The organism is Devosia sp. XK-2, from assembly GCF_037113415.1.
Lineage (GTDB): Bacteria > Pseudomonadota > Alphaproteobacteria > Rhizobiales > Devosiaceae > Devosia.
The window spans coordinates 1,494,106-1,508,760 of sequence record NZ_CP146608.1 but is presented as its reverse complement, the minus strand read 5'-3'; the positions used below and the strand labels follow the sequence as shown (position 1 = coordinate 1,508,760).

General features: G+C 61.9%; 13 protein-coding genes and 2 tRNA genes. 7 read left to right on the top strand and 8 right to left on the bottom strand.

Going from position 1 to position 14,655, the window contains the following annotated elements; all coding sequences use genetic code 11:
* The first annotated feature begins 61 nt into the window (after positions 1-61).
* Complete coding sequence (xth, locus tag V8Z65_RS07260) at positions 62-841, top strand: exodeoxyribonuclease III (RefSeq protein ID WP_338723975.1); 780 nt, start codon at positions 62-64, stop codon at positions 839-841.
* A gap of 28 nt (positions 842-869) precedes the next feature.
* Here the strand turns inward: xth and V8Z65_RS07255 are convergent, their stop codons facing one another.
* Positions 870-1,676 carry a tetratricopeptide repeat protein gene (locus V8Z65_RS07255; RefSeq protein ID WP_338723481.1) on the bottom strand — a complete coding sequence of 269 codons (807 nt, stop codon included), beginning with the start codon at positions 1,674-1,676 and terminating at the stop codon, positions 870-872.
* Positions 1,677-2,305: 629 nt separating this feature from the next.
* Here V8Z65_RS07255 and V8Z65_RS07250 point away from each other — a divergent pair.
* Complete coding sequence (locus tag V8Z65_RS07250) at positions 2,306-4,150, top strand: ABC transporter ATP-binding protein (protein ID WP_338723480.1); 1,845 nt, start codon at positions 2,306-2,308, stop codon at positions 4,148-4,150.
* Between the two features lie 18 nt (positions 4,151-4,168).
* On the opposite strand, the gene V8Z65_RS07245 is transcribed toward V8Z65_RS07250, so the two are convergent.
* From V8Z65_RS07245 to V8Z65_RS07215, 7 genes are all read right to left on the bottom strand, one after another.
* Positions 4,169-5,170: a CorA family divalent cation transporter gene (locus V8Z65_RS07245; protein WP_338723479.1), complete on the bottom strand. Its 1,002-nt coding sequence runs from the start codon at positions 5,168-5,170 to the stop codon at positions 4,169-4,171.
* Positions 5,171-5,185: 15 nt separating this feature from the next.
* Positions 5,186-7,939: a valine--tRNA ligase gene (locus V8Z65_RS07240; RefSeq protein ID WP_338723478.1), complete on the bottom strand. Its 2,754-nt coding sequence runs from the start codon at positions 7,937-7,939 to the stop codon at positions 5,186-5,188.
* Positions 7,940-8,066: 127 nt separating this feature from the next.
* On the bottom strand, positions 8,067-8,840 hold the full coding sequence (locus V8Z65_RS07235; RefSeq protein WP_338723476.1) for a DUF2497 domain-containing protein: 774 nt from the start codon (positions 8,838-8,840) through the stop codon (positions 8,067-8,069).
* A 184-nt stretch (positions 8,841-9,024) separates the two neighbouring features.
* Positions 9,025-10,389, bottom strand: a complete 1,365-nt coding sequence (locus tag V8Z65_RS07230) for a TolC family outer membrane protein (protein WP_338723474.1) — start codon at positions 10,387-10,389, stop codon at positions 9,025-9,027.
* 126 nt (positions 10,390-10,515) lie between these two features.
* Positions 10,516-11,133, bottom strand: a complete 618-nt coding sequence (locus V8Z65_RS07225) for a protein-L-isoaspartate O-methyltransferase (RefSeq protein WP_338723472.1) — start codon at positions 11,131-11,133, stop codon at positions 10,516-10,518.
* Between the two features lie 120 nt (positions 11,134-11,253).
* Positions 11,254-11,439 carry a hypothetical protein gene (locus tag V8Z65_RS07220; RefSeq protein WP_338723470.1) on the bottom strand — a complete coding sequence of 62 codons (186 nt, stop codon included), beginning with the start codon at positions 11,437-11,439 and terminating at the stop codon, positions 11,254-11,256.
* Between the two features lie 74 nt (positions 11,440-11,513).
* Positions 11,514-11,726: a hypothetical protein gene (locus tag V8Z65_RS07215; RefSeq protein WP_338723469.1), complete on the bottom strand. Its 213-nt coding sequence runs from the start codon at positions 11,724-11,726 to the stop codon at positions 11,514-11,516.
* Positions 11,727-11,879: 153 nt separating this feature from the next.
* On the opposite strand from V8Z65_RS07215, the gene V8Z65_RS07210 reads away from it, so the two are divergent.
* From V8Z65_RS07210 to V8Z65_RS07190, 5 genes are all read left to right on the top strand, one after another.
* A tRNA-Cys gene (locus tag V8Z65_RS07210) sits at positions 11,880-11,953 on the top strand.
* A 91-nt stretch (positions 11,954-12,044) separates the two neighbouring features.
* Complete coding sequence (locus tag V8Z65_RS07205; protein ID WP_338723468.1) at positions 12,045-13,232, top strand: benzoate/H(+) symporter BenE family transporter; 1,188 nt, start codon at positions 12,045-12,047, stop codon at positions 13,230-13,232.
* Positions 13,229-13,843, top strand: coding sequence for a molybdenum cofactor guanylyltransferase (locus V8Z65_RS07200; RefSeq protein ID WP_338723467.1), 615 nt, complete (start codon positions 13,229-13,231; stop codon positions 13,841-13,843). The genes V8Z65_RS07205 and V8Z65_RS07200 overlap by 4 nt, the downstream gene beginning before the upstream one ends.
* Before the next feature lie 95 nt (positions 13,844-13,938).
* Positions 13,939-14,014, top strand: a tRNA-Asn gene (locus V8Z65_RS07195).
* Between the two features lie 171 nt (positions 14,015-14,185).
* On the top strand, positions 14,186-14,638 hold the full coding sequence (locus V8Z65_RS07190; protein WP_338723466.1) for an SRPBCC domain-containing protein: 453 nt from the start codon (positions 14,186-14,188) through the stop codon (positions 14,636-14,638).
* Positions 14,639-14,655 lie beyond the last annotated feature (17 nt).

Here is a 14,655-nt window from a genome sequence, read left to right as displayed (position 1 = left end):
CTTCCGAACCGGAAAGTCTATCAACTTTTCCTGGAAGCGCTCTAAGGAGGACGCGATGACGCTGCGCATTGCCACCTGGAACATCAATGGCATCAAGGCCCGACTGGAGCTGGTGCTGCGCTGGCTCGAGGAAGAAAAGCCCGACATTGTGGGCCTGCAGGAAATCAAGACAATCGATGAAGGCTTCCCGCGCGCCGAGATCGAGGCGCTCGGCTATAATGTGGAAACGCATGGCCAGAAGAGCTGGAACGGGGTGGCGCTGCTCTCCAAGCGTCCGTTCGACGAGGTGCATCGTGGTTTGCCGGGCGACGAAAGCGATGAGCAGGCGCGGCTGATCGAGGGCGTGTTCTCGGTCGATGGCGGGATCGTGCGGGTGTGCAATATCTATCTGCCCAATGGTAACCCGGTGGATACGGATAAATTTCCCTATAAGCTCAATTGGATGGATCGGCTCAACGCCTTTGTGGAGGAGCGGCTGGCTCTTGAAGAGCCGTTCATCCTGATGGGGGATTTCAACCTGATCCCGGCGCCGATCGATGCGCATGATCCCCAGGCCTGGTGGGGCGATGCGCTCTACCGGCCGGAAAGCCTCGAGAAATTCCGGATCCTCAAAAATATGGGCATGACCGATGCGCTGCGCGCGATCACGGCTGAAGAGGCGTATACGTTCTGGGATTTTCAGGCAGGCGCCTGGCGGCGCAATGCCGGCATTCGTATCGACCACCTGATGCTGTCGCCGCAGGCAGCGGACCGGCTCGATGACGTGGTGGTGCACAAGGACGTGCGCGGCTGGGACAAGCCCAGCGATCACGTGCCCGTGGAAGGCGCCTTCAGCTTTTAGCGGACAGGGCGTCCGCCGAAGCGACGGGCTAGAACTCGGCGCTGACGACGACGCCGGAACTGGCCATTTCGACCGCAGCGGCGCGGGTTTCCGGCGTTGCCACGGACATGGCGCGACTGAGCAGATCGTCGGCGGCCGCAAGGTCGGACGTGCCAAGGCAGGTGGTGTGGGCAAATTGCAGCCACATCAGGCCTTCGGCGGGCCGCGGGGGATAGCTGTCCATGCCATTGAACAACAGGTTCCCGAGCTGGGCCTGGGCCAGGCAATGGCCTTTATGGGCCGCAGACTGCAGCCAGCGGGCCGAGAGCATGGGGCTGATGCCCAGGCCATCTTCCTGCTGGTAGAGCAGACCGATGCGATATTGGGCTTCGGCATCACCGAAATAGGTCGCGGCATGCATCAGCATGCGGTGATATTCGGCCGGGTTTTGCGAAACACCGGCTTCGGGCACGCCAAGGCGGAAATATTCGCCGAGCTTGACGAAGGAGCTGGCGACAATGTCGGCCTCCAGGCCGCGCGGCGCGGTGTCGGCGTGTTGATTGGCGATCTGGGCAAAGTAGCCGAAGGCCTTGACCGGGTCCTTGTCCACGCCCTCGCCATTTTCATACATGGTGCCCAATTGCCAGAGCGCCAGCGGCCGGCCGGCAGCGGCGTCGCTTTCAAGGGCGGACAAGTAGGTATCGTTCGAGACGAACGCACCGGTGCCGTCGAGGGTCCGGGCGAAATCCAGGGCGGCGTCAGCGGCCGTCTGGGCGTGTGCGGGCGCCGTGAGGCCGAAGGCCAGCAAAGCTCCGAACGCGGCGCAAGCCAGGGACTTGTCCCAAATGGTGCGCATAACACTCCTTTCGCCCACGGGGCCATGGGCGCAACCAGTTGACGATCCCCGTTGGACCGGGACCGCCGCTGCGGGCGCCCGACGGGCCGCACCGCATCTGTTCATTGATGATATTGCCCGGATGACGCGACCGGGCAAAGCAAAGTCTGAACAGTTCGTAAACGCGCTTTGTGACAGCATTCAGCCCAACCCATCACAACGATGTGCCTGGCAAGCGCGACGGGGGTGCCATGCACCTTGCCGAGGACCTGTCGTCGTAGCCAATAGGGCGTTCATAGCCACCGTTTCTGGCGCATTCTGGCGCCTGTTCGATCAAGCCGGGGGATGGGAAGACCAGCGCGTCTGAATACGCCATTCCGGACTATCTGCACCCGCCCCGCATGTCATGCATCCTGCTTTAGGGTTAGATTGTGGCGGGAAACATCGCCAAATCGTTGATGTGAGATTTCCGTACTATGAATCGATTCCATTGTTGCGAAATCGTCACAGAGACAGCTTTGTGCCTCCAGCGCATTGCGTCCGGCACAGAGGGCGCACATAGTCGCAAGGCAACCCGATCCGGGAGAGAATGATGAAAACGATCCTGTCCAGCAAGAACACCATTGGTCTGAAACAGGACATCATCATTCATGTCTCTCAAATCCACTTCGGGGGCAGCGCGCACCGCAAAACGTCCTAGCGCCCTTTCCCGTCTTTTCCGGCCTCGCACCGAGGCCTCGTCTGCATCCGTCAAACGGCGTGCCCGTTGGCGGCGCTTCATCTCTTATTATCGTCCACACCTGCCCCTATTGGCGGCGGTGCTGGCATCGGCCGTGTTGGTTTCGGTCACCGCCATAGCCTTGCCGGTGCTGGCCAATCTCATCATCGCCCGGTTGCCGGAGCTTGCCGGAACGCCGGACGCCTCGTGGCAATTGCTGGGGCTGGGTGGCTTTCTGCTTGCCGTCTTCGCCGTACAGGCCCTGGCGACCTATTTCGTCGACTATCGTGGCCACGTGATGGGCGCACGGATCGAGGCGCAGGTGCGCAGCGAATTGTTCGCGCATTGCCAGAAGCTGTCCTTCAGCTTCTATGACCGGCAACGCACCGGGCAATTGATGAGCCGCATAACCAATGACTCGCTATGGCTGGGCGAACTGTTCCACCATGGGCCTGAAGATATAGCAATCAGCCTGCTCAAATTCACCGGGGCCATGGCGGTGCTCATCTGGATCGATCCGATCATCGCCCTTGCCGTGGCGGGTTTGCTTCCGTTTGCAATTGGTTACGCATTGTATTTCAACGATCGGATGAACGTGGCCCTGCGCATATCCAAAGAGCGCATTGCGGGGGTCAATGAACGCGTGGAGGACGCCCTTGGGGGCATTCGCGTGGTTCAGTCCTTTGCCAATGAGGCCGATGAACTGGATCGGTTCGAGGCGGAAAATGACCGTTTCCTGCGCTCGCGCTCCGATGGTTACCGCAGCGAAGCGCTGCTCTGGAGCGGCATGGAGACCTTTGCGCAACTGGTCACGATTGCGGTCATCGTGCTGGGCGCCATCCGCATGCTTGCAGGTGAGATGGACGCGGCGGGACTGCTGACGCTGTTGCTCTGCGTCGGTGTATTGCTCGATCCGCTCAAGCGTTTCGACAATTTCATCCGCCTCTGGCAAGAGGGCTATACGGGCTTTGTCCGGGCCATGGAGCTGCTCGAGGAGCATCCCGATATTGCCGACAGGCCGTCGGCCGAGAATGTGACGACCATTGCAGGCGCGATAGGGTTCCACAATGTCGGCTTTCGCTATGAGGCGGATGGGCCGCGCGTGTTGGATGGCGTTTCCTTCTCGGTCCGTCCGGGCGAGTTCGTTGCCCTGGTTGGACCGTCCGGCGTGGGCAAAAGCACGCTGTGCAGCCTGGTGCCGCGCTTCTACGACGTGGATTCAGGCACCGTAACGCTGGATGGCCGCGATGTGCGCGACCTGACGCTGTCGTCACTGCGACGCGCCATCGGGGTTGTGCAACAGGACGTCTATCTGTTCAGCGGCACGGTGGCTGAAAACCTCCGCTATGGCCGGGCGGAGGCGTCGATGGACGATATCGTGGCGGCCGCCAAGGCGGCCAATGCGCATGACTTCATTCTGTCCCTGCCCCAAGGCTATCACACCGATATCGGGCAGCGCGGGGTGAAGCTTTCGGGCGGGCAGAAGCAGCGATTGACCATAGCCAGGGCGTTTCTCAAGAACCCGCCGGTGCTGATCTTCGACGAAGCGACCAGCGCGCTCGACAATGAGAGCGAAAGGGCCATCCAGCAATCATTGATATCGCTGGTGAAGGGCCGCACGACATTGGTCATTGCCCACCGCCTCTCAACCGTGCGCCACGCCGACCGCATTCTGGTGCTGACGCGTGACGGCATCGTCGAAGAAGGCACGCATGACGTGCTGATGGCCAAGGGCGGCGTCTATGCCGACCTGCACAGCCTGCAGGGACGCGTATAGGATGGCACAGCGCAGGCGCTAAAGCAGATGGCGCCTGCGCATCCACCAGACGATACCGGCAACGATGGCAACCAGGCCGGCACAGACCAGCCAGAAGGCGCCGGTGCTATCGGCAAAGGGAATCCCGGCGACATTCATGCCCAAAAGGCCTGTAATGAGCGTGAGCGGAGAAAAGACGACGGTTACCGCGGCCAGGAGCAGCATGGTGTGATTCATCTGCTCGGAGCGTTCGTCGATGATCTCTTCATGCACGAGCACGGCCCGCTCGGAGAGCGATTGAAGCTCGTCGCCGATACGGGCGGTCCGCATCGACGCCTCGCGCAGCCGCAGGCGGTCCCGCTCCGAGAGAAACGGCAGTTCGGCCATTTCCAGGGCGCTCAGGGCATCGCGCTGCGGCCAGACCAGGCGGCGAATATTGATCAGATTACGCCGCAGGCTCTCCAGGCGATCCTGGGCACGCTCGGTGCGATGGGTGATGAGCGTCTCTTCAATCTCGTCGAGCCGGTCACCAAGCACTTCTATCAAAGGTTCAAGGCGGTCTGTTACCTTGAGTGCCAGACGCGCAATCAAGTCGGCCGGTGAAACCGGTGCGTGGCGGGACAGTTCCGTACTGCCGATGCCAAGCAGATCCACGATATTGATTTCGGAGGCAATGACGACCCGGTCGCTTTCGAGCCACAGGGTCATGATCTGGCGGCCGATGTCTTCGGGGGCCGCGCCGGGGCGCACGACGCGAAACATCATCAATGCCTGATGATCGAAAATGGTACAGCGCGCCCGCGAGCTTGGCGCGGTAATCAGGCCGGCATTGAACTCGCCCAGCTCATTGCGCAGCCAGACCTTGTAGTCCGGCGTGCGGGCATTGCCGGCCACCACCTTAAAGCCACCGGACGGCACAGATGAAACCGCGTCGCCGCCATTTTCCAAAGACACCCCGCCGAGGCCATCGAAGACCAGAACGGCGCCCGCACCCGACATATTTCCTGGATTTGCTGCCTCGGAACCGGATGCCGCCGCCATTGACCTTCGTCCTGCCTAGCTGAGACGCTTGAGGGCGTCCTGGATTTTGGTCCGCCGCTCGAATGCCGTCTCGCGGCGCGACTTCTGCTCTTCGATTACCTCTTCAGGCGCCTTGGACACAAACTGTTCATTGCCCAGCTTCTTGTCGATCTGGGCGATTTCGCCGTCCAGCTTCCCGATCTCTTTTTCCAGCCGGGCCTTTTCGACGGCAATGTCGATCACCCCCGCCAACGGCAGGGCGAAGGTGGCGTCGCCGACGACGAATTGAGCGGATTCACCGGGCACTTCATTCTGCGGCGAAATCTCCTCGAGACGCGCGAGGCGGGAAATCAACGAGGTGCCGGCGACGAGACGGCGCAGGGTCTGCTCCCCTGCCCCGGTCACGACCAATTGCAGCCTGGCGCCCGCAGGCACGTTCATTTCGGCACGGACCGAACGGACATTGGAAATGACATCGATCAGCCAGGCGAGTTCGGCGTCAGCGTCGGCGTCTTCCAGACCCGACAGGTCCGGCCACTCGGTGGTGATCAGCATGCTTTGGCGGGCCGGGCCGAACTTGCCGGTTTCTTCCCAAAGCTCCTCGGTGACGAAGGGCATGATGGGATGCAGCATGATCAGGATCTGATCGAGCGCCCAGGCGGCGGTGGCGCGCGTCTCGGCCTTGGCCGCCTCGTCTTCGCCCATAAAGACCGGCTTGGCGAATTCCACATACCAGTCGCAGAAGGTGCCCCAGACGAAATCATAGGCGCTGTTGGCAGCTTCGTTGAACTTATAGTCCTCGATGCCGGCGCGCGCGGACTGAAGGGCGCGGGCGGTGGCGCCGACGATCCAGCGATTGAGCGGTAGCGTGTTGACCTTGGGGTCATAACCCTCGACGCGGCGGCATTCGTTCATCTCGAGGAAGCGCGCGGCGTTCCAGAGCTTGGTGACGAAGTTGCGATAGCCCTCGACACGCGAAATGGCGAGCTTGAGATCGCGCCCCTGGGCGGCCATGGCCGCGAGGGTGAAGCGGGTGGCGTCGGCGCCATATTCGTCGACGAGCTTGAGAGGATCGATGACGTTGCCCTTGGTCTTGCTCATCTTCTGGCCCTTCTCGTCGCGGACCAGGGCATGCATGTAGACCGTGTGGAATGGCTCCTTATCGAGGAATTCGAGCCCCATCATCATCATGCGGGCCACCCAGAAGAAGATGATGTCGAAGCCGGTGACCAGCACATCGGTGGGGTAGTAGCGCTTGAGCTCGGGCGTTTCGTCCGGCCAGCCCAGGGTCGAGAAGGGCCAGAGGGCCGAGGAGAACCAAGTGTCGAGCACGTCCGGATCGCGGGTCAGTTCCACCGGCTCGCCATAATGCTCGTCGGCGAGGGCCTGAGCCTCTGCTTCATCATAGGCGACAAATGCCTCATTGTCCGGACCGTACCAGGCCGGGATCTGGTGTCCCCACCAGAGCTGCCGCGAAATGCACCAGGGCTTGATGTTTTCGAGCCAGGCGAAATAGGTGTTCTCGTATTGCTGAGGCACAAACTTGGTGCGGCCTTCGCGTACCGAGGCGAGCGCTGGCTGCGCCAGCACATCGGCCTTGACCCACCACTGGTCGGTCAGGAAGGGCTCGATGACGACGAGCTTGGACTTTTCGTCATGCGGAACCATGATCTTCTTGTCTTCGATATGGCTGAGGCCGCGCGTCGGGTTTTCTTCGGCCATGACGGCAAGATCGGCAACGATGGCCTTGCGCGCCTCGAAGCGATCCATGCCACGATATTTCGCGGGGATGAAATCGGCATCGATGATGGCGCCGCGCGTGGTGAAGACATTGATCGGCTCGACGCCAGCGCGAGTGCCGACTTCGAAATCGTTGAAGTCATGCGCCGGAGTGATCTTAACGGCACCGGTGCCCAGGGCCGGGTCGGCATAGTCGTCGGCGACAACGGGTATGCGGCGGCCGACCAGCGGCAATTCGATGAACTTGCCGACAAGGCTGGCATAGCGCTCGTCATCGGGGTGCACGGCGACGGCAACGTCGCCCAGCATGGTCTCGGGGCGCGTGGTGGCAACGACGACATAGTCGCGGGTTTCATGGCCCGTGACATTGCCCTCCTCGTCCACAATCGGGAACTGATAGGTTACGCCATCAGCCAGAGGATAGCGCAGGTGCCACATGTGGCCCTTGATCTCGATATTTTCGACTTCCAGATCGGAGATCGCGGTTTCGAGGCCCGGATGCCAGTTGACCAGCCGCTTGGCGCGGTAGATCAGGCCGCGCTTGTGTAGCTCGACAAAGACTTTGGTGACAGCGCGGACCATCTGGTCATCGGGCTGGCCGCGATCACCCATGGTGAACTTCTCGCGGCTGAAATCGGCCGAAGCGCCGAGACGCTTCAACTGGTTCATGATGGTGCCGCCGCTTTCGGCCTTCCACTCCCAGACCCGGTCGATAAAGGCCTCACGACCCATGGAGCGGCGGTCGAGCTGCTTTTCGGCGAGCTGACGCTCGACAATCATCTGGGTGGCGATGCCAGCATGATCGGTGCCGGGCTGCCAGAGCACGTCCTTTTTCAGCATGCGGTTAAACCGCACCAGAATGTCCTGAATGGTATTGTTCAGCGCGTGACCGATGTGGAGCGAGCCGGTGACATTGGGCGGCGGGATGACGATGGTGAAGGTTTCCGCGCCAGGCTTGGCCCCTGCCCCTGCGGCAAAGGCCTTAGCGTCGAGCCAGGCATCGTAGATGCGGCCTTCGACGGCGGCGGGTTCATAGGTCTTTTCAAGCATCGGTCACTCGCGAACAGCAGCGACCCGCCAGGCAAGACCTAGGCGGGTCGAAATAGGTTGGCAGACTTCAAGCAAATGCGGGGTGCGGGGTCAACAGGCCTTGAAACGGCTGATGCCCATGAGAGCCCTACTCGCCGCGGGAAACGCGGGCGATTTCCTTTTCCACCATACGCTCGACAACCGATGGCAGATTTTCATCCAGCCATTCCTTGAGCATGGGGCGCAACATGTCGCGCATCATCGCTTCGATGGTGAGGCCGGGATTGCCGATGCCGAGAGCGGTGAGCTTGCCAATGGAGCCGCGTACGGCGGCACGCGTGGCCGGTTCCAGCAATTGGTCCGCCATGTCAGCGGTCAAGGTCGGGTCGGGGAGCGATTCGGCCTGTGCGACAGGCTCTTCCACGACCGGTTCGGGCTCAGGTGCAAAGACCGGTTCAATCTCGGGTTCCGGCTCGGGCGCGGGGGCCGGCCTCGGGGTGGCCCTGGCGGCAGGGGCCGGCTGCTCCTGCGGCCGCTCGCGCGCCGGAGCAGGGTCGAAACTGGGCAAATCGTCGTCGGCGTCGAAGGTTACGTCCTCGGCCTCGACAAGGCTCGGCGCTTCGGTTTCCGCGCCTTCGGTATCGGCGAGAATGGAATCGAAGCTGAAGCCTTCGGAGTCACTGCCTTCCTCGACGATCTGTTCGGGAGACAGCGCCAAGGGTTCGACGTCGTCGAGCATATCGCTGAGATCGCGATCATCCTGCTCGCCTAGTGGACGCGCGGGGGCCGCTTCCATGGGCGGGGGCGCAGACTGAACGGACGGGCGGCGAGGTGCACCGGCGGCGTCATCGTCGGCGATAATCTGTCGAATGGACGACAGGATTTCGTCCATGGACGGTTCTTTAGGTGCCGGCTTGTTCATCAGTGCCTCTTACTCATGCGCCCGACTGGGAAGACGCCCGCGGCCGCCCACCCTGATTCGTAACCAGCAGCTTAAACATATGCGCCCGTCTTAGGAATCGCCCCAAGGCAGGAAGTGAATGTCTTCCACGAAAAGTTGTGGCCGGGACTGGCCCGGCCACAATATCTGGAACACTCACATGAGCCTATTCAACGACGGTGCGCAATTCCTGCCACACATCCTCGACGGCCCGCGTATAGGGTATAGCGGTTTTGATCTGGACCGGCAGGCCAAGATCGCGGGCCGTGAGGCGACCCATGGCGCTCAACAGCGAGAATGTTGCAATGGTCTTGCCATTGGAGGCGTTGATCAGCGCCTCGCGCGCGCTGGTCAGATCGGCCTGGGCATTGAGCACGTCCAAGGTGGTCGCGGTGCCCAGGTCCCGTTCCTGAATGACGCCGTCGAGCACGGTATTGCTCGATGTCACCGCGGCCTGGGCGGCGCTGATCTGCGCGTCGGCGCTCTGAATACCGGTCCAGGCCGAAATCACGGCCTCGCGGATCTGGTCGTAGGCGCCCATGGCGTCCACTTCCGACTTGATCTGATTGAGATTGGCCTGGCGCACACCCGAGCCGATGGCACCGCCGGCGTAGATGGGAATGGTGACCTGGAAGCCCAGCGAGGCGCTGATACCGTCCCGCACACCACCGGATGGGCCCGTCCAGCTGGTTCCGACCTGTCCGGTGACGCTGGCGGTCGGACCGAAAGCGGCCTCGGCGGCATCGCTGCCGGCCTGAGCGGCGCGAATGCTGGCCTTGGCCAGCAGAATGGCCGGATGGCCGATTTCGGCCTCGGCAATGGCCGCGTCAATCGAGCGCGGCACCAGATTGGCATAGCCATGGCTGGTCGACAGGCCCTGCGGACGCTGCCCCACCAGGCGCTGGAAGGTCGCCTCGCTGGTCTGCAGCGTGCTGACGGCCGCCTGATAGGCCGCCTGCCCCTGCGCCAACCGCGCCTGGGCCTGGGCGACGTCGATCTTGGTGCCTTCGCCAACATCCAGCCGGTCCTGCGCCGACTGCAATTGGGCCTGGAAGAAGCTGATATTTTCCTGACGCAGGGACAATAGGTCCCGGCCGCTCAATACAGCCATATAGGCCTGGACGACCTGGAGCAGCACGTTCTGCTCGGTATTGCGGATCTGGTGTTCGGCAACCTCGGCGGCGGCCCTTGCGGCCTCGACGCGCGCGGCGGTGCGGTTGTTGTCGTAAATGGTCTGATTGTAGGACAGGCCGGTGGTCAGCGAACTGCTGCTGGTCCAGTTTCCGCCGATCAGATTGGCGTTTTGGCTGCCACTGAGGGAGGCGCCAATGGTGGGAAGCATGCCCGATTTTGCCTGCACGATGCCTTCGGCCGATGCTTTGGCGCTGATCAGTGCCGATTGCAGGTCCGGCGCGTGATCATAGGCGGCCGTCAAAGCCTGGGAGATCGATTGCGCATACGCGCTGCCCAGCGAGGAGCACGTCAGCAACAGGGCGTAGGCACCCGCCCGCAAAAAACCACGACTAATCATCAATCTGCCTCCAGACCCCAACACCCTTACGCCCGGCAAATGGGGTGTACAACCGACTCAGGCAATGCCGAACAAAATTTAACCGCATCTTCATGCGCAGGCGTGGCCCGATGGCAACATATGCGCTCAAAACACGAACTCTTCCCCCGCGCCCCGCTCGATCAGCGCGGGCAATGTGGCGTTGAAATGCGACCGTGACACGACGCCCCCGGCCGTATGGGTCCAGATTGTCGCCACGCCGGTGCGGCCTGCCCCGATAACGGCAACCAAGCGCCCGCCTGGCGCCAGGCGGTCGAGTAAGACCGGGGGCGGCTCGCGCAAGGCAGTCTCGACAACAATTGCATCAAACGGCCCAGCCAAAACAGCCTCTTCATCACCGGTGGCAACACTGACATTGGACAGATTCGCCCTGTCCAGATTGTGCCTGGCAATGCTTGCCAGCTCCTTATCCTGCTCATAGGCGATGACAGTATGGGCCAAATGGGCCAAAACGGCGGATGAGTAACCGGTGCCACAGCCGAGGTCGAGAACGCGGTCGGCGGGCTGGATGGCGGCCAGTTGCGCGATACGCGCAAATTCGACGGGTGCGGGCATATATCGTCCACCGCCCAGGGCATGCGGCGCATCGCTATAAGCAAGGGCCTGGCGGCCCTGAGGAACAAATATCTCGCGCGGCACGGTCAGCAGGGCCGACAGGAGCCGCGGCTCCACCACCGAGCTGACGGCGATCTGGTTATCAACCATTGCCCTTCGTGCCGACGTGTAATCGATCATGGCCACCTGGACATCACCCCGCTTCATATGCTGGACGTGAATATGCCCGGATGGCCTTGATGACAAGTCCGCTTGTGTCTCCGCGACAATTTAACCTTTTGTCGGGGACCGTTTATCCGGTTTCGGATGGGTTTTGTCCGGTGTGGAGGGATGGACGGGCTGATCCTGCTCAGTGCCGTCGGGTCGATGGCCCAGATCGTCGATATTGTCGTCCTGCTGTTCACCTCTGCCGGTCTCCAGAGGGGCTATATGCGCCTTGTCCTGCCGTTTCGCCATTTCAGTTCTCCTCGCTGGCGTCAGGAGATCAACTGTGGGGCGCGGCGAGTGTTCCATCACGGCGCAGGGCCAGATCAGCCGCGCCGCCCCGAAGGGCTCGGGCGCTTGAACTGATCCATAAGGGCGAGCAGGACCACCATATGCAGCCGTTCCGGCGTGGTGGGCGGCTTGAGGCATTTGACCCGGGAGGAAACCGTATAGCGCGCGCCATCGCGCTCGCCGGTCGCGGTATAGACCAGGTGTTTGCTCGCTTCGTCATAATAGGATGACGTGACCTTGAACTGCATCGATCGCCTGCCTGTCTACGGCCCAGCAAGAGTTTCATGCATATCCGATTGCCGAAGGCGGACGCTTCGACGATCCCGCGCGCCAGAAAATTCACAGCACACCACGCAACCTATTGCATAAGCGATTGGCGTCCAATAGGTACAGCGCCCAGAGGCCGCGTGGCGGAGTGGTTACGCAGCGGATTGCAAATCCGTGTACTCCGGTTCGATTCCGGACGCGGCCTCCAGTCACCAAAGCAATATGATCCTAGTGCGCCCCGGGTAGCGCCAGACGTCGCGAGCCGGTAGCTTCCGCCGGAAGCCACCTCGGGAATCGCCATGACCGTCAGCACGTCAACTGTCGCCCGCACAGATCTCGCCCAACCGGTATTGGCCGGTTTGCTCGCTTCTATTGTGGGCTATGCGAGTACGTTCACGCTTATTCTGGCCGCGCTGACGGCGGCGGGTGCCTCCCCGCAACAGGCCGGGTCCGGCCTGTTTTCGATCTGCATCGCCATCGGCATTCTCAATATTGTGGTCGCCTGGCGGGTGCGGGTGCCGGTGAGCTTTGCATGGAGCACGCCTGGCGCGGCATTTTTGCTGACCGTAGGGGAGCCTCCTGGCGGGTTTTCGGCGGTCGTGGGGGCCTTTCTCGTCTGCGCGGTTCTTGTAATCCTGACCGGGCTCATCAAGCCGCTGGCCCGGGCCATCGCTGCGATTCCAGCGGCAATTGCCAATGCCATGCTGGCCGGCATGCTGCTGACGCTGTGCCTGGCGCCACTCAATGCGGTGGGCGAAATGCCCTGGCACGCCTTGCCCATCATTCTGATCTGGGGGCTCGGACTGCGTTTCGCGCGGCGCTATGCAGTGCCGCTGGCGGTGGCGGCCACAGGCATTATTTTGGCGACGACAACGCAGCTATCCGACGACACATTCGTCAATGCCTGGCCGGCGCTGGTGCCCGTCATGCCCAGCTTCACCGTCGATTCGATCGTTCGCATCGCCCTACCCCTTTATGTGGTGACCATGGCATCGCAGAACCTGCCCGGTATCGCGGTGATGCGAGCCAATGGCTATCAGCTGCAACCGGCGCCCCTATTTGCCCTGACCGGACTGGCCAGCGCGGCGAGTGCGTTTTTCGGCGGGATCACCAGCAATCTGGCCGCGATTACCGCCGCAATTTGCGCAGGGCCGGAAGCCCATCCCGATCCGGATAGCCGCTGGCCGGCGCCGATGACGGCAGGCTTTGTCTATATTGTACTTGGACTGGCCGCCGGGCTCGCTGCGGCATTCATCGCCGCAGCGCCTCCGCTTCTCATCCAGGCCGTTGCCGGGCTGGCGCTGTTTTCCAGCCTTGCCTCGTCGCTCGCCGGAGCTCTCGCGGCCGAAGACATGCGCCTGCCGGCTATATTGACCTTCGTCACCACCGCATCCGGTCTTACGATTGGTGGCGTGGGGGCGCCGTTCTGGGGCCTGGTTGGAGGTATCGCGCTCTTCCTGCTGCTGCGCCGGGAAAAGGCCCATTGACACCTCACTTCCTCATTCTGGCCGGTGGCGAAGGAAACCGGCTGGGGGGCGTCCGCAAGGCCGCTCTTCGCCTTGACGGTGTGACACTACTGGAGCGAGTCGCCGCGCGGCTGCGCGTGGACAAAGAGACGGTTCTGGTGTCGACCGGGCCTTCTCCGGCCTATCCGATCTCTTTTGGCATCGCCCTGCCCGATCTGGATAACCGGCTTGGCGGCCCGCTGGCTGGTATCGTCGCCGCCGTCCACCATTTGCGCGCCCGGGCCGAAGCGGACGCGCGGCTGGTGACGGTTGCTGTCGACACGCCATTTCTACCCGAGGACTATATCTCCAGGCTGCTGGCCGAACTGGATAGTGGCGTTCCGGCCGCCTATGCCGCCTGGGATGGCAATGCCTATCCCACCAATGCCGCGTGGCGCCTCGATGCGTTGCAGGACCTGCCGGAGCAAGTCGCCAATGGTGTCGCGCCAAACAGTCCCAAGACCCTGCTGGCGCAATTGGGCGGTGTCGCTGTCGATTGGAGCGGCACGCAGGCCTCGGACCCCTTCACCAATCTCAACACATTGGCAGACCTGGTTGACCTGGCGCGGCGCGCCAGGGTGTCATCGAACTGAAAACTTATTCACATGCGGTGAGATTTGGGGCTTGGCAAACCGGATCGGTTTGGGTACACGGACCTCGCCTTCGCCAAGAGGGCGCACGAAAGTGTTCCGCGATAGCTCAGTTGGTAGAGCAAGCGACTGTTAATCGCTGGGTCGTAGGTTCGAGTCCTACTCGCGGAGCCATTTCCCCTTCATACCAAGTCCTGCACGGTGAAGCGCCCTTATTGCGGTGATGGCGCAGCGTGTCAGTTCGGCATGAATGGCGCCAACCAGCTCTTCGCCTTTGTGCCCATCACTGGTATTTTTGCGGATCACTCGACCAGGCCGGACCACGCCCCCCGAAAGGAATTCCTCATGAGCAATGGCATGGACGCCGATAGCGAAAGCCAGATCACGCTGACCCGAACCATTGCTGCGCATGTGTCCGATGTGTTCGCCGCCTGGACCGATCCTGCACTGATCGAGCAGTGGGAAGCGGACGAAGCCGAATTCGACGCCTTTGAAGGTGGTCAATATCGCTTTGTGACCTTTGCTGAAGAGGAAGGCGAAGAAGACCATGAAGTCTCTGGCGAGGTTCTGACCTTTGTCGAGGATGAACGGCTGGTCTTGTCCTGGATTCACAAGGATGAAGACGAGGACGGCGAGTTGATCTTTGTCCTGGACGTTACCTTCAAAGCCATCGCTGACGACAGCACCAGCATCACCCTGACCGAACGCGGCCTGCCCCACGCCGATGCACAGACCCGCATCTTTTCGATGGAAGCGTGGAGCGCCGCGCTCGAAGAACTTGCCGAATTGATGGAGTGAACTGAACCGCCTGCATG